Origin of the sequence: Rhabdaerophilum sp. (assembly GCF_046092605.1) — a bacterium.
Classification (GTDB): Bacteria; Pseudomonadota; Alphaproteobacteria; order Rhizobiales; family Beijerinckiaceae; genus Rhabdaerophilum.
The window spans coordinates 1-20806 of record NZ_JBJTDY010000073.1; the positions used below are offsets into that span (position 1 = coordinate 1).

The following is a 20806-nucleotide window of genomic DNA, read 5'->3' on the forward strand; positions in this document are numbered from 1 at the left end:
GCGTATAGGGGTGGCGCGGCGCGCGGAACATCGCCTTGCTGTCGCTCACCTCCACAAGACGACCCAAATACATCACGCCGATGCGGTCGGCCATGTGACGGACCACCGCGAGGTTGTGCGAGATGAAGAGAGTAGTGAGCCCGAATTCCCTCTGCAGGTCGCGCATCAGGTTCAGGATCTGCGCCTGCACGCTCACATCCAGCGCGGAAGTGGGTTCGTCGCAGACGATGAATTCCGCGCTCGAGGCGAGCGCGCGGGCAATAGCGATGCGCGGCCGCTGCCCGCCGGAGAATTCATGCGGAAACTTCTTCCCATCATCGGGGTGCAGACCCACCAGCGTGAGAAGCTCACCCACGCGCGCCTCCACCGCCTCGCCCTTCAGCAGGCCGAAAGCATGAATCGGCTCGGCGATGATGCGCGCCACGCGCCAGCGCGGGTGGAGGCTGGCGTAAGGGTCCTGGAAGATCATCTGGATACGCTTGCGCAGGGCCTGCCGCGCGGCGCTGTCCTTCACATCCGTCATCGAGACGCCGTCAATCGTCACGGTGCCGGAGGTCACGGGCAGAAGCCCCACCGCCATGCGCGCGACCGTGGATTTGCCTGAACCGGATTCGCCCACGAGCGCGAAGGTCTCGCCCTTGCGGATATCGAGGCTCACGCCATCGACCGCCTTGAGATAGGCTTTCGGCAGGTTTTCGAGCACGCGGTTCAACCACGGCCGTGATACGTCGAAGACACGCTTCAGGTCGCGGATCTGGATGAAAGGCGCGGGTTCCAGAGCGGCGGCGGCCTGGCTCTTCTCGGAAACAGCCTTCATGGCGTGCCTCCGGCTCTCGGCGCATAGAGATGGCAGGCGACGAGATGCCCCGGCATCAGGTTCTCGCGCTCAGACGTCGCTGCATCTGGCTCGATCGGCTCAGGCTTCTCCACACGGCAGCGATCGAACACGTGGCTGCAACGCGGGTTGAAGGCGCAGCCCGGCGGAATGCGCGTGAGGCGCGGCATGGAGCCGGGGATCTGCGTGAGGCGATCGGCCTCGTTTTCGAGTGTCGGGATCGCCCCCATCAGGCCTTTCGCATAGGGGTGGAGCGGGTGCTTCACCACGTCGCGCACCGGGCCGATCTCGGCGATGCGCCCGGCATACATCACCGCCACGCGATCCGCCGTTTCGGCGATCACGCCCATATCATGCGTCACCAGCATCACCGCCGTGCCGCGCTCATGGCAGAGGCGCCTGATGAGCGCGATGATCTGCGCCTGCACGGAAACGTCGAGCGCGGTTGTGGGCTCGTCCGCCACGATGAAATCCGGCTCGGCCGAGAGAGCAAGCGCGATCACCACGCGCTGGCGCATGCCGCCGGAGAATTCATGCGGATAGCCATCGATCCGCTTTTCCGGCGCGGGGATGCCCACCTCGGCGAGCAACCCGATGGCCCGTTCTCGCGCTGCGCGCGGCGAAAGATCGGTATGCGTGCGGATGGTCTCGATCAGCTGCTCGCCTACCCGGTAGAGCGGGTTCAGCGAGGTCAGCGGGTCCTGGAAGATCATCGCGATCTTCCGGCCGCGGATGCGGCGCATCTCCTCGGGCGGCAGGTTGTCGATGCGCTTGCCGTGCAGCAGGATTTCCCCGCCCGCGATGCGGCCCGGCGGCTCGATCAGCCCGATGATGGCCGAGCCGGTGACGCTCTTGCCCGCGCCGCTCTCGCCCACGACGCCCAGCACCTCGCCACGGGCGATATCGAAGGAGACGCCGTCGATCGCGCGGAGCACACCGCGTCGCGTGGCGAATTCCACGCGCAGGTTTCGGACGGAGATCACCGGCTCACTCATGACATATGCTCGGAAGAATTGCGCATCGTCCGGGCGCAGGTCCGGAGGCCATTTCTGCTGATGATGCGCATCACTCACCTCAGCTTCGGGTTCAGCGCGTCGCGCAGCCAGTCGCCCAGCAGGTTCACGGCCAAGACGAGAATGGCGAGCGTGGCACCCGGGAAGGCGACGATCCACCAATCGCCGGAGAAGAGATACTTGTTGCCGATGGAGATCAGCGTGCCGAGCGAGGGCTGCGTCGGCGGCAGGCCCACGCCCAGGAACGAGAGCGTCGCCTCGGTGATGATGGCAAGCCCGAGATTGATGGTGAGGATCACCAGCACCGGGCCGATCACGTTCGGCAGCACGTGGCGGATCATGATGACCGGCGTGGGAATGCCCACAAGGCGCGCGGCGGCCACGTAATCCTTGTTCTTCTCCACCATGGTGGAGCCGCGGATGGTGCGCGCATATTGCACCCAGAAGCTCAACCCGATCGAGATCACCAGCACGGGAATGGCCGTCGTCTCGCGGCTCATGCCTCGGAACAGGCCCTGCGCCACGCCATCGATGAGCAGAGCGATGAGGATGGCCGGGAAGGTGAGCTGCACATCGGCGACACGCATGATGATGGCATCGACACGCCCCCCCATATAGCCTGCGAGCAACCCGAGCGTGATACCGATGCTGGCTGCCAGCAGCACGCCGAGCCCGCCCACGGCGAGGCTGACGCGCAGGCCGTAGAGGATGGCCGAATACATGTCGCGGCCCTGGTCATCCGTGCCGATGATGAAGCGCGGATCGCCGCCCTGCTGCCAGACCGGCGGGATCGAGGCATCGGAGAGGAACACGGTCGCGGGGTCGAAAGGATTGGTCGGCGCGATCCACGGCGCGAAGGCCGCGCCGATGCAGCAGGCAAGCACGATCGCCGCCGCGATCATCGTCATCCAGGACGAGCGGAAGCTTGCATAGATGTCGGAATCCGAAAGGGGCGCGACGAGGCCGCTCTGGCCACCCGCCACCAGGCCCTTCACCTCTTCCGGGGTCGGATTTGGCATCTTGAAGGCCCCTCAGGTTCTCATCGAGACGCGCAGGCGCGGATCGACGAAGCCATAAGCGAGGTCGACCATGAGGTTGATGGTCACGAACAGGAAGCCGATCAGCATCAGATAGGCCGCCATGATGGGGATATCGACGTTCTGAACGGCCTTGAGGAACAGAAGCCCCATGCCCGGCCAGTTGAACACCGTCTCGGTAATGATGGCGAAAGCGATGATGGAGCCGAGTTGCAGGCCGGCAATGGTGATGACCGGGATCAGCGTGTTCTTCAGTGCATGGCCGAAATGGATGGCGCGCGTGCGCAAGCCGCGGGCCTTGGCGAACTTGATGTAATCCGTGCGCATCACTTCCATCATCTCGGCGCGCACGAGCCGCATGATCAGCGTCATCTGGAACAGGCCGAGCGTGATCGCGGGCAGAACCAGCGCCTTCAGACCCGAGATGGTCAGCAGGCCAGTCGTCCACCAGTCGCCGATCTTCACCACCTGCCCGCGCCCGTTGGAGGGCAGCCAGCCGAGAATGACCGCGAAGAGATAGATCAGCAGGATGCCGATCAGGAAGGTCGGCAGGGAGACGCCGATGAGGCTCACCGCCTGGAACAGCCGCGCGAGCCAGCTGTCGCGCCGCAGCGCGCAATAGACCCCCATCACCCCCCCCACGACGAGGGCGAAGAGTGCCGCCGTCAGCGCCAGCTCGAGCGTCGCCGGCGCGCGCTCGGCGAGCAGCTTCGTCACGGGCATGCGAAACTGGTAGGAAACGCCGAAATCGAAATGCAGGGCATTCCAGAGGAAGCGGCCGAACTGCACGAGAGTCGGGTCGTTCAGGCCCAGCGATGCGCGCAGACGCTCCACCTCGGCCTGCGGCGTATCCACGCCGACCATCTGGTTCACCGGGTCGCCCACGAACCGGAACATGACGAAGGCGATCAGCGCAACCGAGACCATGACGGCAATCGATTGCAGGATGCGCCGGATGACGAACGCCAACATGCTCAATACCCGCAAAAGGAAAGGGCCGCGCGGGATGCGCGGCCCTCCCGGGAGAGACCGGTTACTTCTTGGTGGCCCAGTAGAGCAGCACCGAGTTATCGGCACGCTGCGTCAGCTGGACATCGCGCGAGACACCCCAGGCGAGCGCCTGCTGGTGCAGCGGCACATAGGCGAATTCCTTCGTCGTGATGTCGAAGGCCTGCTTGATCATCTGATCGCGCTTGGCATTGTCGCTCTCGACGAGGATCTTGTCGGTGAGCGCGTCGACTTCCTTGTTGCAATAGCCGCCGAGATTGGACTCGCCCCGCGGCGAACCTTCAGCACGGCAGCCATGAATGTCGAACAGCACATTGTGGCTGTCGAACGTGCCCGGCGTCCAGCCGAGCAGGTAGAAGGAAGTCTTGTAGCCGCCCGACTTCAGCACCTTGGCGAAATACTGCGCCTTGGGCTGGGCGTTAAGGTTCACCTTCACGCCGATGCGCGCGAGCATGCCCACCACCGCCTGGCAGATCTGTCCATCATTCACGTAGCGGTCGTTCGGGCAATCCATTCCGACCTCGAAACCGTTCGGATAGCCAGCATCGGCCAGGAGCTTCTTCGCGGCATCCGGATCGAATTTCGGGCTCTGGTAAGCCTTGGAGAACGCGAAAAGCTCTGGCGCGATCATGAGGGCCGATGGCGTGGAGAGCCCGCGCATGACGCGCGCCTTGATGGTCTCCTTGTCGACGGCCATGTTGAAGGCCTGGCGCACGCGGGCATCCTTGAAGGGGTTCTTGCCCTTCACGTTGGATTCGAGCAGCTCGTCGCGGATCTGGTCATAGCCGAGGAAGATCGTGCGCAGTTCGGGGCCGGCGAGCACGCGGGCCTTGTCCGAACCGTTGACGCGCTGGATATCCTGGATCGGCACCGGCTCGATCACGTCCACTTCACCCGAGAGAAGCGCGGCGACGCGGGTCGCATCATTCGGAATCGGGGTGAAGATGATCTCGTCGAGATTGTGCTCCTTCTTGCCCCACCAATTCGCATTGGCCTTGAAGACCGTGCGCACGCCCGGCTGGTGGCTGTCGATGCGGAAGGGGCCCGTGCCATTCGCGTTGAGCGCGATATGGCTCGGCGTCGTGGCCGAAGCCGGGGTCGGGGCCGCCGAGTTGTTGGCCTCCGCCCACTTCTTCGAGACGATGTACCACGTGTCCCACTGCGCGATCATGATCGGATTGGGACTCTCAAGTTCCACCTCGACCGTATGATCGTCGATCTTCGTGAATTTCGCGCCCTTGGGCACGCGGGTCTGGAAGTTCGACCCCTGCGCGCGAACGCGATCGGCCGAGAAGATCACGTCATCGGCGGTGAAGGGCTCGCCATTGTGGAACTTCACGTCCCTGCGCAGGTGGAAGCGCCATTTCTTCGCACCGTCGAGGGTCTCCCAGCGCTCGGCGAGGCCCGGCCCGATGGCAAGGTTCTTGCCGCGCGCGGTCAGGCCTTCATAGACATGGCCGAGATGCGCGTTCGTGGTGGTCTCGTTCAGCGTATACGGGTCCAGCGACTTCAGATCACCCTGGTTCGCGTAGCGGAGGGTAACGGCCCCGGCCGGGGATACCGCCATCTGCAATGCCAGCGCGGTGCCGGCTGCCAGCAGCCATTTACGGATAGACATCTTGCTCTCCCTGTTCTCGAGCCCCCTTTTTTCGCGGCGGAGGCTCCTGATCGAATTTCAAGTCGATTCCTCCGCGCTCGCAAAATCAAGCCAAAACGGAACCGTTCTCCGGAAATTCCCCTTGAGGCTAGCGCGCGACTTGACATGAGAAAAGAGAACAAAGTTCATTTTGGCATTCTGGAAAGGAATACGGAATGCCGCGCCGCAAGCTGCCGCCCTTGAATGCCCTCGCGATTTTCGAGGAGGTGGCCGTCCGCCGCTCGTGTTCGGAGGCCGCCTTGCATCTGGGCCTCACCCAGAGCGCGGTGAGCAAGCAGGTTCAGGCGATGGAGCGTTTCATCGGCGCGCCGCTCTTTTCGCGCGCCAAGGGGGGCCTGGTTCCCAATGCGGTGGGCGGCCGGCTTCTCTCGGATGTCCAGCCAATTCTCGATGCCATGGAGCGCATCCTGAACCGCGCGATGCAGGAGAAGAGCAACCGGCGCGTCGTGATCCTCCGCACCCTTGCCACGATTTCCGACCGCTGGCTGCTGCCGCGCCTGCGTGGATTCATCGAGGCCCATCCGGAAATCGAAATCCAGTTCTCCACCTTCCTGCTCAATTCGGAATATGATCGCGGCGGCGCGGAGGTGGAGATCCGTTTCGGCTCCGGCCCATGGCTCGATGCCGATGCGACGCCGATCACCGGGCGGCATGTGGTGCTGATCGCCCCGCCCGATACGCCGCCGGATTGCCCCCTGCCCGAATTGCTGAAGAAACCGCTTTTCGTTCATGCCCAGGCCCGTGATGCCTTCGCGGAATTCTACACGGCCATGGGGCTGGAAGCGCCGACGCACTGGCCATCGGGTTCCACCTTCGATGTCTACCAGGTGCTGGTGAAGGCCGTGACGGTGGGGCTCGGTGTCGGCCTCGTGCCGCGTTGCCTCGTGGAGGAAGAGCTCGCGACAGGTGCGGTGGTGAATCCCAATGGCTACGGCTTCCAGAGCCGCCTCTGCTACCAGCTTCTCGTTCCGCATCAGGCCCGGCCGCTGAGCCAGGCGGCGCAAGCGCTGCATGACTGGATTCTCGGCCAGGCCGAGCCGGATGTCGCCTCCCTGCGCCCTGGCCCGATCCCCGTGCTGCCGATCGGCACGGCCTGACGCTTTTCCCTTGGCGGAAGGCAAGGGCCCCGCTAGCAAGCGCGCATGGCTCCTCCTCTTTTGCAACTCGCGGGCATCGGCCTCACCTTTGGCGGCACGGCCCTGCTCGAAAGCGCGGATCTCTCCGTGGAAGCCGGCGAACGCATCTGCCTCGTGGGGCGGAACGGCTCGGGCAAATCCACCCTGCTGAAGATCGCGGCGGGCCTCGTCGAGGCTGATTCCGGCACGCGCTTCGTGCAACCCGGCGCCACCATGCGCTACCTGCCCCAGGAGCCGGATTTCTCGGGCTTCGCGACCATCGAGGAGGCCGTACTGGCGGGCCTTGGCCCCGGCGACGATGCTCACGCCGCGCGCACACTGATCGAAGCCCTCGGCCTCGATGGCGCAAAACCGCCCGTGCCGCTCTCCGGCGGCGAGACGCGTCGCGTCGCGCTGGCGCAGACGCTGGCGCCCGATCCCGACATCCTGATGCTCGACGAGCCGACGAACCATCTCGACCTGCCCGCCATCGAATGGCTGGAAGCCGAATTGAAATCGCGCAGAGGCGCGCTCATCCTCATCAGCCATGACCGGCGGTTCCTGACGAACCTCACGCGCGCGACCGTGTGGCTCGATCGCGGCAAGACGCAGCGGCTCAACGAGGGCTTCGCGAGCTTCGAGGCGTGGCGCGACAAGATCCTCGTCGAGGAGGAAGAGGCCCAGCACAAGCTCGGCCGGAAGATCGCCGACGAGGAGCATTGGCTTCGCTATGGCGTCACCGCGCGAAGGAAGCGCAATATCCGTCGCCTCGAAGGCCTGCGGGCCTTGCGGCGCGAGAAGCGTGATTATCGCGGCGTGCAGGGCAAGGCCGAGATCGAGGCGGCGGAAGCGGAGAAATCTGGCACGCTGGTGATCGAGGCCAGGGGCCTTGCCAAGGCCTATGGAGAGCGCGTGCTGGTTCGGGACTTTTCGATCCGCATCCATCGCGGGGATCGCATCGGGCTTGTCGGGGCGAACGGTTCTGGCAAGACCACGCTCGTCAACCTGCTGACTGGCAAGCTGAAACCGGATTCCGGCACCCTGCGCCATGGCGCGCGGCTCGAACTCGCCTCCCTCGAACAGAACCGCGACAGCCTCGACCCGAACTCTTCCGTCGCGGATATCCTCACCGGTGGCGGCTCGGACCAGGTGATGGTCGGCGGCAAGCCGCGCCATGTCATAGGCTACATGAAGGACTTCCTGTTCCGCCCCGAGCAGGCACGCACGCCCCTGCGCGTGCTCTCGGGCGGCGAGCGCGCCCGGCTGATGCTCGCGCGCGCCCTCGCCCTGCCCTCGAACCTGCTGGTGCTCGACGAACCCACCAACGATCTCGACCTCGAAACCATGGATGTGCTGCAGGATCTGCTGGCCGATTATTCCGGCACGGTGATCCTCATCAGCCATGATCGCGATTTCGTGGATCGGGTGGTCGATCGGGTCATTGTGCCGGGCGGCAATGGTCGCTGGGTCATCCATGCCGGAGGCTATTCCGACCTGCCGCCCGATGCCCTGCCCTCGACACCCCGGCGAGAAGCCGACATGCGCGTGAAGGCTGCATTCCCCGCCACCGAGGCTCCAAGGGCCGCAGCAAAGCGCAAGCTGAGCTTCCAGGAGAAGCACCAGCTCGAAACGCTTCCCGCTGCCATGGAAAAGATCCGCAGCGTCATCGCGAAGCTCGAGGCGAGGCTCGCCGATCCGCAACTCTACAACCGAGATCCCAAGACCTTCGCCGATGCCACAGCCCTGCTCGACAAGGCGCAGACGGAATTGGCGGGCCTGGAAAATCGCTGGCTGGAACTGGAGATCTTGCGGGAGGAACTGGGCGGCTAGAGCATCCGCCCGCCGAGTGGATACCGGTTGGCGGAAAAAGCGGATGCGACAACAAGAAGAGTGAGCGCCAGATCTGATTCAATCAGATCGGAGTCCGCTCCAGCCCGCCTTCAGCCAGCGTGAGATTCCCTGCGCGGCCGCGTTCCCCGTGGCGAAAGTGGCCTGCAGCAGGTAGCCGCCGGTCGGCGCATCCCAATCGAGCATCTCGCCCGCCACAAAGGTGCCGGGCAAAGCCTTGAGCATGAAATCCGGCGTCAGCGCCTCGAAAGGCACGCCGCCGGCGGTGGAGATCGCGCGATCCAGTCCCGCCAAGCCGGTGATCGGCACAGGGCAGGCCTTGATGCGGCGCGCGAGACCCTGCGGGCCCTCATCCGCGAGTTTCCTGCCCTCGCGCAAAGCCGCCTCATGCAGGAGGCCGACCTGCGCCGCAGAGAGGCCCGCGCCCTTGCGCAGGCGGTTCGCGAGACTGTCACCCTTCCGCCCCTCGGAAAGCCGGCCCAGCAGCGCGGAGGGCGTCAGATCAGGCCGGAAATCGAGCATCAGCGTCACCGGCACCTTCGCGAGCGCCACACGAATGGCGACGGAAAGCGCATAGATCGCCCCACCCTCGATGCCCTTCGCGGTGACGACCGCCTCGCCGATCACGCCCGTCATACCGATCGCGAAATCCGTGCGCTTCAGCGGCTCGCCCGCGCGCTCGCGCATCTTGTCCGACCAATCACAGAGAACGCCGACATTGGAGGCGGTGAGCGGGGCCACCGCCACGCCCTTCGCAGCCAGCAGCTTCGCCCAGCCACCATCCGAACCGAGGCGCGGCCAGCTCGCGCCACCCAGGGCGAGCAAGGTTGCATCCGCCATCACGACAACCGGGCCGGAGGGCGTGGCGAAGCGCAAGGCTCCCGTTTCGTCCCAGCCCTGCCAATCATGGCGCAGCTTGACCTCCACACCCCTTGCATCCAGCCGGCCGAGCCAGGCGCGCAACATCGGCGAGGCCTTCATCGCCTCGGGAAAGATGCGGCCGCTGGTGCCGATATAGGTGCGCTGGCCGAGTTCGGCCGCAAAATCGCGCAAAGCATCCGGCGGGAAGGCGCGGATGGCCCGCTCCAGCGCCTCGGGGCAATCGGGGTAGCGGGCGAGAAATCGCTCCAGCGGCTCGGAATGGGTGAGGTTCAGCCCACCCCGGCCCGCCATCAGGAACTTGCGTCCGGGAGAGGGCATGCGGTCGAACAGCGTCACGGCATGGCCGGCGGTGGCGAGACGGTCAGCCGCGAAAAGCCCGGCCGGGCCGCCGCCGATAATGGCGATCCGGGGCATGGCCAGCCTCAGCTATGCGCGCCGTAGCGGGCGAAGGCGTTCGCCACCTGATCATAGACGCCGCGCTTGAAGGGCACGATCAGCGCCGGCAGGTTCTCGAGGCGATCCCATCGCCAATCCGCGAATTCCGGCCGATGGGTGCCACCGCCCGGTGCCTGCACGTTGATTTCGCTCTCGGCGCCGGTGAAGCGGAAGGCGAACCACTTCTGCGTCTGCCCCCGATAGCGCCCCTTCAGCGCGCGGCCCATCACCTCAAGCGGGAGATCGTAGCGATACCATTCCGGCGCCTCGGCCATCAGCTCGACCGAGCGGACATTGGTTTCCTCGTAGAGTTCACGCAAGGCCGCCTGCAAAGGCTCCTCGCCGGGGTCGATGCCGCCCTGTGGCATCTGCCAGGCGTAGCCGCCTTCATGCGCAGCGCCGATCTTGTCCACGCGGCGCTTGCCCACGAAAACGAGCCCCGCCGGATTGAACAGGGCCACTCCGACGCAGGCGCGATAGGGCAGATGGGTGATGTCCCTGACCATGGCGTTTTTCTTCTTGTTTTTCTTTTTGGCCTTCACAGGCACAAAATCAATGCGGGAAAAGACCGTGGCCATGGCTTTTCTCCCCTTTTTCATCAAATCAGGGCGCGCGCGCTTCCAGAATGGCGCTCAGGGGCGCAATCACGATGTTGCGGCGGGCGAGATCCGCTTCCCAGCTGATCAGCGTTTCGATATTGGCGGAAAGGGCCGGCACGGTGATGATCGCACGCCCCTGGCGCTGGGCCAGCCCCTCGGCCTCCTCGAGCATCGCCGCGAGCGGACGGGCAGACCCAGTCGCGTCCATGGTGCGATCGGCCTGCAGCACGGGAAGGTTCAGGCGCTTGCCGATATCCGGGGCCATGCTGCGCGGCGTGGTCCCGTCATCCAGGAACAGCAGGCCGCGACGACCGATCTCGTCGAGCACGGGCTGCAGCGCACCGGGCGTCGAGAGCAGCCTGCCACCCATGTAGTTCATCAATCCGATATAGCCGGGAAAGCGTGTCATCAGCCAATGAAGGCGGTCGATATTCTCCTTGCTCGATCCGCCGGCCCGAAGAGTATGCGGACCGGGATCGCTGTCCGGGAAGTCGAAGGGTTCCATCGGAATCTGCAGCAGGACCTCGTGCCCGTCGCGACGCGCGCGAAACACCTGCGATTCGAGGTCGCGGCCATAGGGCGCAAAGGCGAGCGTGAAATCGCCGGGAAGCCGGGTGACGGCATCGGATGTGGAGCGGGCGCTGACGCCGACGCCGGTGAGAACCACGGCGATTCGCGGCTTCGCGGTGTCGGCGAAGGGGCGTGCATAGAATTGGCGCGGCAGGGTGCCGTCTTCGCCCACCTTCGGCAGGAGACCGAGCGGGATGCGCTCGGTCAGGCGGGGTGCCGGAGCCGCGGAAAGCGAAACGGGGTTGGATTCCGCGCGCGGCGCATCCGGCACGCGAATGACGGCAGCGCCAGGCACCTGCCCGCCATTCTGCCGCACCACGCGCACGCCGCTCTCGGTCTCGACCTGTGCGGCGCTGGCACGGCTCCCCTCCGGCCTGGACGAGACGGGCTCGTCGGCGCGCGCGCGGGGGCTATCCCCGATTGCGCTCCGATCACGCTCGATCGGCACCACGGCGACAGGCAGGCCAGAGCGCCGGCTCGATTGCAAGGCGGCATAGGCGAGGAACAGGGCAATGCCGAACGAGACGATGGCCAGCAGCACCCGCGGCACGGAAAAACCCTTCGGCTTTCCGGCCACCTTCGGCTTCATGCCGAGCGGTGTTGCGAGGCTGTCAATCGCCATGAGACTCCCGTCCACACTCCCCGCGCAGCGGGGCGCAGGCTTGCTTCCATCGCAAGTGGTAAAGAGCCGTGATTAATGTTGGTTTAAAAGGCCGGTCCTTCAGGCGAGAATTCTGCCACAAAACGAGAAGAAGGCCGACTTTCGACAAGCCGGCCTCTCCTTGTTCCCCTTGTTCCCCTGGCTCCCCTGGCTGCCAGCGCGGATCAGGGCATCAGTTCTTCTTCTCGGCGGGCTTGCCCATATTGGCGCGCGCTTCGGGCTTGGCCTGCTTCGGCGTGACCGTGACCCCCTCGCCCGGGTTCTCGCGCGAAACCTCGCCGCGCAGGTACTTCGTGGCCCAGAGGATCTGCGTGTCCTTCGAGCGATCCGTCGGCACATAGCCCGACGAGCCGCCCTGCTCTTCCTCGTTGACCTTGATGTGGCCGCGCATCGCGCTCTCGCCCTTGATCTCGTAGCGGGCGCGTTCGGCTTCCGGCACATCCTGCTGGACGATGAAGTCGGGCGTGATGCCCTTGCCCTGGATCGAGCGGCCCGACGGCGTGTAATAGAGCTGCGTCGTGAGCTTCAGCGCGGAGTTGCCGCGCATCTGGAAGATCGACTGCACCGAGCCCTTGCCGAAGGACCGTGTGCCGACGATCGTCGCGCGCTCCTGGTCCTGCAAGGCGCCGGCCACGATCTCCGAAGCCGACGCCGAACCACCATTGATGAGCACCACCACCTTCTTGCCGTTGGTGATGTCACCGGGCTTGGCGAGCGCGCGGCTCGTCTGGTCGCTGGTCTTGCCGCGGGTCGAGACGATCTCGCCGCCTTCGAGGAAGCTATCCGCCACGAAGATCGCCTGATCGAGCAGACCGCCCGGATTGTTGCGCAGATCGAGTATGAAGCCCTTGAGCTTGTCCGCGCCGATCTCGTTGGTCAGCCGGGTGATCTCCTTCCTCAGGCCCTCGTTGGTCTGCTCGTTGAAGGAGCCGATGCGCAGATAGCCGATATCGTCGCCTTCCTTCTGGGCCCGGACGACCGGCGGGCGGATGATGTCGCGCACGATGGTGACATCCACCACGTCCCGCTTGTTCCGAAGGATCTTCAGCTTCACCTCGGTGCCGCGCGGCCCCTTCATCTTGTCGACGGCCTGGCTCAGGGTGAGGCCCTGGACCTGCTCCTCGTTGATATGGGTGATGAGGTCGTTGGCCTGGATGCCCGCCTTCGCGGCCGGCGATTCATCGAATGGCGTCACGACCCTCACGAGGCCCTCCTCCATCTGCACCTCGATTCCGAGGCCGCCGAACTCGCCGCGGGTCTGCTGCTGCATCTCGAGGTTGGATTTCTGGTCGAGGAAGCTCGAATGCGGATCAAGCGACTGGACCATCCCGTTGATGGCCGCCTCGATCAGCTTGGCCTCGTCGGGCCTGTCCACGTAATCGGAGCGGATCTTGTCGAAGACTTCGCCGAAAAGCGTGAGGCGGCGATAGGTATCCGACGCCGCCGCATTCGCCGAAATGCTGAACCGCACCTCGTCGATTGCCACGAGCGCGATCGCGCCCAGTGCAGCGCCGGAGAGGAAGAGAGGAATTTTGCGCATCATCCGCGGGCCTTTTCGGCTGAATGGGGAAGCCACCAGGGGGCCGGATCAACCGGAGCTCCATCTTTCCGGAACTCAACGTAAAGCGCCGGTCGTGAAGAAGCAACATGATCACCCGGCTGTATGGCAGGAGAAAGGCCAAGATTGCCCAAGGGTTCACCTGCGAGAACAAATTGCCCGATCTCGACCGAAAGACCACCCAGCCCCGCCATCACAATATGGTGACCGGCACCCACATTGAGGATGACCAGCTGGCCATAACCCCGGTAGGGACCGGCGAAATGCACCCATCCATCGGCCGGCGCAACCACGGTCGCATCACGGATCGACTGGATCGTGATGCCCCTTTCCGTGCCGCCCACCGCGTCCGGCTGCCCGAACTGGCGGATGATGCTGCCCGATACCGGCATCGGCACCTGCCCGCGCATCTCCGCGAAAGGTCGCCGTGGCTGCAGGCGAGTGCCGGCCGGCGCGTTGGCCTGGAGGCTCGCGACACGCTCGGTGCCGCGGACCGGCGGAGGCGCTCGGCGCGCGAATTCGACGGCCTGCGGCGAACCCACGATCTCGTTCTCGCTGCGGGCGATCAGATCGCGCAGGGAACGGGCTTCGCGGGACAGGTTTGCGATCTTCTGCCTTTCGGCATCAAGCTGCGTGCGGTTGAAACCGATCTGCCGCTGGCGGCTGTCGATCAGCTCCGCGAGACGCGTGCGCTCGGCCGCGACCTGGTCGCGCTCCAGGGCAAGACGTTGGCGGGTCTCAGCGGCCTTGCGTCGCAGATCCGCAAGACTTTTCAAATCCGTGACCAGCGCCAGCGCTTCCTCGCGCAGTTCCGGCACCACCGCGCCGAGAAGGATCGCCGCGCGCATCGAGGAGAGCACATCCTCCGGCGCGACCAGCAAGGCCGGCGGCGCGCGCCGGCCGATGCGCTGCATCGCCGCCAGCACTTCCACCGTCACCTTCTCGCGCGCGATGAGTGAGAGGCGCAGCGCGCTTTCCCGCGCGGTGATGGTTTCGAGCCGGCTCTCCGCCTCGGCCATCCGGTCTTCGGCCGCTCGCACCTTGCGCGCGACATCGACGAGTTGCCCGCGCAAGGCCTGCGCCTCGTTCGAGAGGTTCTCGATTTCATATCCCAGCCGCTTCTGCTCGAAGGTGGAACGCTCGATCTCGCGCTCGACCCCCCGAAGCCTGTCCAATCCCAGCGGCGTTTCGCCCGCCGGTTTCTCGGGCACCTGCGCATGGGCCATCGGCAGCAGCGCCAGGAGGAGCGCGCAAGCAGGCGTGATGCGATGCCGAATCAGGCGCATTCCGGCTCCTCTCCCCAACCGGCTTCCATCATGCCCGGTGATAGGGGTGACCGGCAAGAATCGTCGCGGCCCGGTAGAGTTGCTCGGCCACGAGCACGCGCACGAGCTGATGCGGCAGGGTCATCCGCCCGAAGGACAGGGCAAGATCGGCCTGCTGGACAAGCGGGCGCGCGAGCCCATCCGCCCCGCCAATGACAAGAGCCAGCCCGGCGCGATTTTCGGCGCGCCAATCCCCGATGCGGCGCGCGAAGGTTGCGCTGTCGATGCTCTGGCCGCGCTCATCGAAAACCACGCGCGCGCAGCCATCGGGAATGGCGGCGGCGATGGCCAAGGCCTCTTCCGCCTTGCGATCCTCGTCGCGGCGCGCGGCACTTTCGGACAGCTCGACCACGCGGATGCCATCTAGCCCGAGCCCGCGCCCCAGCGGAGGGAAACGTTCGAGGTAGCGGTTCGCAAGTTCCCGCTCGGGCCCGGCCTTCATGCGTCCGATGGCCACGAGATCGAGCTTCACCGGCCGGTTCCCTCAGCGGGGGGCGGCGTTTCTGCGCGGGGTCGTCCGGGTCGCCGGCTTGCGGGCCGGCACCCGGCGCGCTTTTGGTGCATCGCCGGCGGATTCCGCCATCGCCTTGCGCGCACGCTTGGGCTTCTCGACCTCCTCGGCCGACGCGCCTTCCAGCGGGCGCCCCATGCCCCAGAGCTTCTCGAGATTGTAGAAGCCGCGCACCTCCGGCCGGAACAGGTGGACGATGACATCCCCCGCATCAATCAGCACCCAATCACAGACCGGCATGCCTTCGACGCGTGGCGAGGGCTGACCCATATCCTTGAGCGAAGACATGATGCGCTCGGCAATCGCGCCGACATGACGATCCGACCGGCCCGAAGCGACGATCATCGCATCGGCGATCGAGGTCTTGCCGGCCAGATCCAGGGTTACGATGTCTTCGGCCTTGGCATCATCGATGATGCCGTGCAGCGCCTGGACGAGTGCGGCAGGCGAAAGGGGCGCCGCGCGGCGCTCGGGGGCGGGCTTCAACCCGGCTTCAGGCTTCGTGGTCAGGGTTCCGTTCTCCGCTTGCGGCCAATCGGACGACGATCCGTCCATCCAATTCCTGCGCCGCCCCGCACCGAAATTCAAGCCGGAATTGCCTCAGGCGAACATGTTGAGCAGGCCGCCGCCTTCGGTCTGGCGCGTCTCGACGTCCTTCAGCACGAGGAACCGCTCGATGAGCCCCTTCACATATTTGCTGTCCTTCAATCTGCTCATGTCGAGCTTGCTCTCGATCATGACCTTCAGGCGGTCGATATTCGACGCGCTCACATAGGAGGGCAGGCTCAGCGCGGTCTTGGCGACATTGAACAGGACCGGATCGCCGAGGATCTCGTAGCCGTTCTTCACCTTGCCGATCTTGCGCTCGAAATAGAGAGCCTCTTCGAGGTTCGGGCTCAGCTGCGAAACCTGCTCGACATTGCGGGCCGACTGGTAACGCGCGATGATATCCGCCTGGAGCGACGCGCTCTTGAGCTTCTTCAGGCCGGATTTGAAGAAATCCATCGCCGCGTTGATCTCGCGGTAGCCCGGATTGGTCATGCGCTGCAGCAGGGCGCCGCTCGCCGTGGGGTCGTCCTTCAGGATCTGCTTGATGCGGGCCGGATACTGGATTTGATCGGCGAGATCATAGGATTGCAGGATGAAGCGCATCAGCCGGCCGTCCTTGAAGACGTCATCGACTTCCTGCAGGCGCGCCACCTTGTTCTTGAAATACTCGACTTCGCTCTGGACCGACTTGCTCTTTGCGAGCTTCGCGGTGCTGGCGGCCATGAAATCCGGGGTAAGCCGCCTGTAGACGGCAAAGGACGAAACAGACGCGCTCGACGCAAACATTCGACCAATCCTTGATCTTGAGCCCCTAGGCTGACAGACGTGGTTTAAGTTTCCCTTACCGTCTTTGCCCGCCTTCGCGCGGGTCGGGCGCTCAGTGCCTTGCCTGCGCTTTTTCGCGAAGCGCCGTGGAGGATTGCGGCGAGCATTTGCCATGCAGGAACAGCCATCGCGGAACTGCGAGGCGGGGCAGTATCCGCCCATCGCTCTCGTCGATGCGGAAGCGTGCGAGCATCCTTGCGGCGGGGCTCGATGCAGCCTTCAGCGTGGCGCCGGGCCGGTCGATGATCGCCATCGGCACAAGGCCGGCAATGTTCCGCCAGTTCTTCCAGCGATGGAAATCCGCGAGATTATCCGCGCCCATCAGCCAGACGAAATTCACCTGCGGCAGGCGTGAGCGCAGGAAGCGGATGGTCTGTTCAGTGTAGCGCGTGCCGATCTCGGCTTCGATACCGGTGACGACCATGCGCCGATCAGCCCCCACGAGATCGCGCACGAGAGCGATTCGATCGGCCTGCGAAGGCAGCTCGCTGTTGGATTTCAAAGGATTCCCCGGCGTGACGATCCACCAGACCTGATCGAGGCCGAGGCGCCGCAGGGCTGTCTCGGCCACGAGCCTGTGCCCCTCATGCGGCGGGTTGAACGACCCGCCGAACAGGCCGACCCCGAGGCCGGGAGAAGTGGGGGGGAGGAAGATCCGCACCGGTTACGGCCTTATCGTCCCCTCGCCTTTCACCACATATTTGAAGCTGGTGAGCTGTTCCACGCCCACGGGACCGCGCGCATGCATGCGCCCCGTGGCGATGCCGATTTCGGCGCCGAAGCCGAATTCCCCGCCATCCGCGAATTGCGTCGAGGCATTGTGCAGCACGATGGCGGAATCCACCTCCGCGAGAAAGCGGGCGGCAGCCGCATCATCCGCCGTGATGATCGCATCGGTGTGGTGCGAGCCGTAAGTCTCGACATGGCGGATGGCATCGTCGAGCCCTTCCACCACCTTCACGGCGATGATCCGATCGAGATATTCCGTGCTCCAATCCTCCTCCGAGGCCGGGGTGACGCGGGGATCGACGGCTTGCGCGGCTTCATCGCCGCGCACGGCGCAGTCCGAATCGAGAAGCGCCTTCACGAGGGGGGCGAGATGCGTGCCGGCACAAGCCTGATCGACGAGCAGCGTTTCCGCCGCGCCACAGACACCCGTGCGCCGGAGCTTGGAATTTAGCAGCACCTTTCGGGCCATCTCGAGATCGGCCTTCTCATGCACGTAGAGATGATTGTTGCCGTCGAGATGCGCGAAAACCGGCACGCGCGCCTCGGCCTGCACGCGCGCAACGAGGCTTTTCCCGCCACGCGGCACGATGACATCGATCGCGCCATCCAGCCCCGAAAGCATGAGTCCCACCGCCTCGCGATCCGCGACCGGCACGAGCTGGATCGCGCCATCCGGCATGCCTTTCGAGGCGAGCCCGGCCTGCATGGCCTTCACGAGTTCGATCGCCGAACGCAACGCCCCGGACCCGGTGCGCAGGATGACCGCATTGCCCGCCTTCAGGCACAGGGCGCCGGCATCGGCCGTGACATTCGGGCGGCTCTCGAAGATCACGCCGATCACGCCGAGGGGCGTGCGCACGCGGCTGATCTTCAGGCCGTTCGGACGCGTCCATTCCGCGGTCACCGCGCCCACGGGATCGGGCAGATCGGCGATATCCTCCACCGATTTCGCAATCCCCTCCACGCGCTCGGGCGTGAGGAGCAGCCGGTCGATGAAGGCCTCGTTCTGGCCGCTGCCGCGCGCCTCGTTCACATCCGCCGCATTCGCCTCGAGGATTGGCGGGAGAGCGGCGCGGATGGCGCGGGCTGAGGCGCGCAAGGCTTCGGCCTTGGCCTCCGGGCTCAACAGCATCAATTCGCGCGCGGCCGCGCGGGCCTTGCGCCCCAGGGCGAGCAGGTCGGCGCGCAGGCGCGTCTTGTCCGCGTAAAGGACCGTGAGGCTGTTGGCTCTCATGAGGATGTGCCCTCGCCGCTCATCACGAGATCGTCGCGATGGATGATTTCCTTAGCGCCTGCATAGCCCAGAACCGCCTCGATGTCGCGGGTCGATCGCCCGGCAATCTGCACGGCATCGACCGCATCATAGGCCACGAGACCGCGCGCGATCTCCCCGCCATCGATCGCACGGACCACGACACAATCGCCGCGGGTGAACGCCCCTTCCACACGCCGCACGCCCGCCGGCAGCAGGCTCTTGCCCGCACGCATGGCGCTCGCCGCGCCATCATCCACCGTCAGCGTCCCGCGCGGTTCGAGCGTGCCGCCGATCCAGCGCTTGCGGGCCGTGACGGGGGTCGATGACGACAGGAACCAGGTGCATCGCGCGCCTTCGCGCACCGCGCGGACGGGGTGAAGTTTCGTGCCATTGGCGATGAGCATGATGGCGCCGCCGGAGGTCGCGATCTTGCCTGCCTCGATCTTCGTCATCATGCCGCCGCGGGAGAGTTCCGAGGCCGCGCCGCCAGCCATCGCCTCGATCGCGGCAGTAATGCGCGGAACGATCGGCACGAACTCGGCCCTGGGGTCCTTCTGCGGCGGGGCGGTGAAGAGGCCGTCGATATCCGAGAGCAGGATCACGCAATCCGCCGAGGCCATGGTGCCCACGCGCGCCGCGAGCCGATCATTGTCACCGTAGCGGATCTCCTGGGTCGCGACCGTATCATTCTCGTTGATGACGGGGATCGCGCGGTGGCCGAGCAGCGTGCCGATGGTGGCACGGGCGTTGAGGTAGCGCCGGCGCTCCTCGGTATCGCCGTAGGTCAGAAGGATCTGCGCCGCCGTGATTCCATGCCCGGCGAGGCTCTCCGACCACGCTCTTGCGAGCGCGATCTGCCCTACGGCAGCGGCGGCTTGCGCTTCCTCAAGCTCCAGCGCGCGCTTTCCAAGCTTCAGCACGGCACGGCCCATGGCGATCGCGCCGGAAGACACGACAAGGATATCCGCCCCGGCCCTGTGCAGGTCTGCGATGTCATCCACAAGGGCTTTCAGCCAGGGCTCCTTCAACCCGCCCGATTTCTCGACCAGCAGCGAGGAGCCCACCTTGATGACAATGCGGCGGAAACTCAGCAAATCGGGGTTGTTCACGGCGCTTCTTCCAACACGACTGGGCCGGGTTGGGCCCGCGGCCGCTCCCGAATTCTGCAACGATGATCGAGCAAAGACCCGCTCACGGATTGTGGCCAGGGGGACCATCTGCTAGATAACCTTCCAAGCCATCTTTTGGCTAGAAGAGATCAGTTGAGGCCGATCATGAGTTGGGATTTCCTGCGCCTTCAACGCGACAGCAAGCCTGTGAATCCGACGTCGAATCCGTCTGGTAGCGCCCAGCAATCCAAGGCTGGCGAGGCGGACCCGAACGCTGCGGAAGTGCATCTGCTCAAGAACTTCGATGCGCGCGCCCTGGGTGCTGCCCGCGAGACCGTTCGGGCCAAGCTCGATGAATTCGAGAATTCGCTGCAGGCGCTCACCCAGCTGCCGGACCAGTTCCGGCAGGTGATGGCGCCCATCGAGAATGCCGTGAATTCCATGGCGTTGTTGCGCAATCGCCTCGAGGTCACGGAAGAGACGCTGAACAGCGAACAGCAGAAGGCCGGCAGCCTCGGGCTCGAATTGACGCGCGCCATGGCGGAACTCGAGCGGGTGCAATTCCAGCTCAAGGCCGAGGAAAGCGCCCATACGAGCCTGCGCGAGCGCTCAACCGCGATGGAAGCCAGCCTGAATGACCTGCGGCGCGAATATGCGGAAGTTTCAGCCAAGCTCAATCGGATCGAGCCCCTGCTGCGCGAGACGGCGGCCGCCCGTGACGCGGCGGAATTCGAACTCAGCACCCTGCGCGCCGACAAGTCGCAGGCCGATGACGAATTGCTGGTGCTGCGGCAGGAGCTTATCGATCTCCGCCAGGATCTGGCGACCCGGCAGAACACGCACAACGAACTCACCCTCACCAACCAGCGGAATCAGGAACGGCTGGAAGCGATGCAGGCCACGGTCGGCCAGCTCGAGGGCACCCTCGCTTCGGTCAACGACAAGCTCTCGAACATCGTTGCCGCCCTGCAGAAGGAGCGCAATACGTCGCGCCAGTTGCGCGCCGACAACGAGCAGCTGCTGAAGGAACGCGAGGAGACCAAGCTGCAATTCGATACGCAGCTTGAGGCTTCGCGCTCGCGCTACCAGTTTATCGAGACGATGCTGGAAGAATCCCGCGCGCGGTTCCACGAGGAAACCCGCCAGCTTTCCACCGCACGTCGGGAACGCGCCCAGCGTGATCGCGAAATTGGCCAGTTCACCCTGCAGATCGAGACGCTGCAGCGCGAAATGGCGGAGCTGCGCGGCCAGGCCAATTCGAGCGGCGAAGCGCTCGCCTCCACGA

Annotated in this window: 19 protein-coding genes; 3 read left to right on the plus strand and 16 right to left on the minus strand. The window is 65.1% G+C overall.

From position 1 onward, the window contains the following. The 5 genes from ACKODO_RS06125 to ACKODO_RS06145 form a co-directional block, all read right to left on the minus strand. Nucleotides 1-817, minus strand: an 817-nt coding sequence (locus ACKODO_RS06125) for an ATP-binding cassette domain-containing protein (protein ID WP_408982563.1), incomplete at its 3' end; no start/stop codon positions are given. Beyond that, entirely contained in the window at nt 814-1830 is a 1017-nt protein-coding gene (locus ACKODO_RS06130) for an ABC transporter ATP-binding protein (protein ID WP_408982564.1), read from the minus strand. The genes ACKODO_RS06130 and ACKODO_RS06125, both read right to left, overlap by 4 nt. Before the next feature lie 74 nt (nt 1831-1904). Further along, nucleotides 1905-2867 carry an ABC transporter permease gene (locus ACKODO_RS06135; RefSeq protein ID WP_408982565.1) on the minus strand — a complete coding sequence of 321 codons (963 nt, stop codon included), beginning with the start codon at nt 2865-2867 and terminating at the stop codon, nt 1905-1907. Between the two features lie 12 nt (nt 2868-2879). Then, nucleotides 2880-3857 carry an ABC transporter permease gene (locus ACKODO_RS06140; protein ID WP_408982566.1) on the minus strand — a complete coding sequence of 326 codons (978 nt, stop codon included), beginning with the start codon at nt 3855-3857 and terminating at the stop codon, nt 2880-2882. Between the two features lie 61 nt (nt 3858-3918). Continuing rightward, entirely contained in the window at nt 3919-5511 is a 1593-nt protein-coding gene (locus tag ACKODO_RS06145; RefSeq protein ID WP_408982567.1) for an ABC transporter substrate-binding protein, read from the minus strand. A gap of 194 nt (nt 5512-5705) precedes the next feature. On the opposite strand from ACKODO_RS06145, the gene ACKODO_RS06150 reads away from it, so the two are divergent. Together ACKODO_RS06150 and ACKODO_RS06155 are read left to right on the plus strand one after the other, a co-directional pair. Then, nucleotides 5706-6647, plus strand: coding sequence for a LysR substrate-binding domain-containing protein (locus ACKODO_RS06150; RefSeq protein ID WP_408982568.1), 942 nt, complete (start codon nt 5706-5708; stop codon nt 6645-6647). Nucleotides 6648-6692: 45 nt separating this feature from the next. Continuing rightward, nucleotides 6693-8495 carry an ABC-F family ATP-binding cassette domain-containing protein gene (locus ACKODO_RS06155; protein ID WP_408982569.1) on the plus strand — a complete coding sequence of 601 codons (1803 nt, stop codon included), beginning with the start codon at nt 6693-6695 and terminating at the stop codon, nt 8493-8495. Between the two features lie 78 nt (nt 8496-8573). Here ACKODO_RS06155 and ACKODO_RS06160 read toward each other — a convergent pair whose 3' ends face one another. From ACKODO_RS06160 to proB, 11 genes are all read right to left on the minus strand, one after another. Then, nucleotides 8574-9809 carry an NAD(P)/FAD-dependent oxidoreductase gene (locus ACKODO_RS06160; protein WP_408982570.1) on the minus strand — a complete coding sequence of 412 codons (1236 nt, stop codon included), beginning with the start codon at nt 9807-9809 and terminating at the stop codon, nt 8574-8576. Between the two features lie 8 nt (nt 9810-9817). Beyond that, on the minus strand, nt 9818-10336 hold the full coding sequence (locus ACKODO_RS06165) for an RNA pyrophosphohydrolase (RefSeq protein WP_408982571.1): 519 nt from the start codon (nt 10334-10336) through the stop codon (nt 9818-9820). Nucleotides 10337-10433: 97 nt separating this feature from the next. After that, nucleotides 10434-11621 carry a divergent polysaccharide deacetylase family protein gene (locus tag ACKODO_RS06170; protein ID WP_408982572.1) on the minus strand — a complete coding sequence of 396 codons (1188 nt, stop codon included), beginning with the start codon at nt 11619-11621 and terminating at the stop codon, nt 10434-10436. Between the two features lie 211 nt (nt 11622-11832). After that, on the minus strand, nt 11833-13203 hold the full coding sequence (locus ACKODO_RS06175; protein WP_408982573.1) for a S41 family peptidase: 1371 nt from the start codon (nt 13201-13203) through the stop codon (nt 11833-11835). Continuing rightward, complete coding sequence (locus ACKODO_RS06180) at nt 13200-14504, minus strand: murein hydrolase activator EnvC family protein (protein ID WP_408982574.1); 1305 nt, start codon at nt 14502-14504, stop codon at nt 13200-13202. Before ACKODO_RS06180 ends, ACKODO_RS06175 begins: the two co-directional genes overlap by 4 nt. A gap of 28 nt (nt 14505-14532) precedes the next feature. After that, nucleotides 14533-15015, minus strand: a complete 483-nt coding sequence (gene rlmH, locus ACKODO_RS06185) for a 23S rRNA (pseudouridine(1915)-N(3))-methyltransferase RlmH (protein WP_408982575.1) — start codon at nt 15013-15015, stop codon at nt 14533-14535. A gap of 12 nt (nt 15016-15027) precedes the next feature. Then, a complete protein-coding gene (gene rsfS, locus ACKODO_RS06190) occupies nt 15028-15609 on the minus strand; it encodes a ribosome silencing factor (RefSeq protein WP_408982576.1) in 582 nt (193 codons plus the stop codon). A 45-nt stretch (nt 15610-15654) separates the two neighbouring features. Further along, nucleotides 15655-16389, minus strand: a complete 735-nt coding sequence (locus ACKODO_RS06195; protein ID WP_408982577.1) for a DUF1217 domain-containing protein — start codon at nt 16387-16389, stop codon at nt 15655-15657. A gap of 91 nt (nt 16390-16480) precedes the next feature. Then, the gene (locus tag ACKODO_RS06200; protein WP_408982578.1) at nt 16481-17089 is read right to left on the minus strand and encodes a nicotinate-nucleotide adenylyltransferase; all 609 of its coding nucleotides are present in this window, start codon (nt 17087-17089) and stop codon (nt 16481-16483) included. A gap of 3 nt (nt 17090-17092) precedes the next feature. Beyond that, a complete protein-coding gene (locus ACKODO_RS06205; RefSeq protein WP_408982579.1) occupies nt 17093-18391 on the minus strand; it encodes a glutamate-5-semialdehyde dehydrogenase in 1299 nt (432 codons plus the stop codon). Next, entirely contained in the window at nt 18388-19521 is a 1134-nt protein-coding gene (gene proB, locus ACKODO_RS06210) for a glutamate 5-kinase (protein WP_408982580.1), read from the minus strand. The genes ACKODO_RS06205 and proB overlap by 4 nt, the downstream gene beginning before the upstream one ends. Nucleotides 19522-19686: 165 nt before the next feature. On the opposite strand from proB, the gene ACKODO_RS06215 reads away from it, so the two are divergent. Continuing rightward, nucleotides 19687-20806: hypothetical protein (locus ACKODO_RS06215; protein WP_408982581.1), on the plus strand; the 1120-nt coding region annotated here is incomplete at its 3' end.

Coding starts and splice junctions, on each gene's coding strand:
- ACKODO_RS06130 (WP_408982564.1), bottom strand. CDS start 1,830: ATGAGTGAGCCGGTGATCTCCGTCCGAAACCTGCGCGTGGAATTCGCC.
- ACKODO_RS06135 (WP_408982565.1), bottom strand. CDS start 2,867: ATGCCAAATCCGACCCCGGAAGAGGTGAAGGGCCTGGTGGCGGGTGGC.
- ACKODO_RS06140 (WP_408982566.1), bottom strand. CDS start 3,857: ATGTTGGCGTTCGTCATCCGGCGCATCCTGCAATCGATTGCCGTCATG.
- ACKODO_RS06145 (WP_408982567.1), bottom strand. CDS start 5,511: ATGTCTATCCGTAAATGGCTGCTGGCAGCCGGCACCGCGCTGGCATTG.
- ACKODO_RS06150 (WP_408982568.1), top strand. CDS start 5,706: ATGCCGCGCCGCAAGCTGCCGCCCTTGAATGCCCTCGCGATTTTCGAG.
- ACKODO_RS06155 (WP_408982569.1), top strand. CDS start 6,693: ATGGCTCCTCCTCTTTTGCAACTCGCGGGCATCGGCCTCACCTTTGGC.
- ACKODO_RS06160 (WP_408982570.1), bottom strand. CDS start 9,809: ATGCCCCGGATCGCCATTATCGGCGGCGGCCCGGCCGGGCTTTTCGCG.
- ACKODO_RS06165 (WP_408982571.1), bottom strand. CDS start 10,336: ATGGTCAGGGACATCACCCATCTGCCCTATCGCGCCTGCGTCGGAGTG.
- ACKODO_RS06170 (WP_408982572.1), bottom strand. CDS start 11,621: ATGGCGATTGACAGCCTCGCAACACCGCTCGGCATGAAGCCGAAGGTG.
- ACKODO_RS06175 (WP_408982573.1), bottom strand. CDS start 13,203: ATGATGCGCAAAATTCCTCTCTTCCTCTCCGGCGCTGCACTGGGCGCG.
- ACKODO_RS06180 (WP_408982574.1), bottom strand. CDS start 14,504: ATGCGCCTGATTCGGCATCGCATCACGCCTGCTTGCGCGCTCCTCCTG.
- rsfS (WP_408982576.1), bottom strand. CDS start 15,609: ATGGACGGATCGTCGTCCGATTGGCCGCAAGCGGAGAACGGAACCCTG.
- ACKODO_RS06195 (WP_408982577.1), bottom strand. CDS start 16,389: ATGTTTGCGTCGAGCGCGTCTGTTTCGTCCTTTGCCGTCTACAGGCGG.
- ACKODO_RS06205 (WP_408982579.1), bottom strand. CDS start 18,391: ATGAGAGCCAACAGCCTCACGGTCCTTTACGCGGACAAGACGCGCCTG.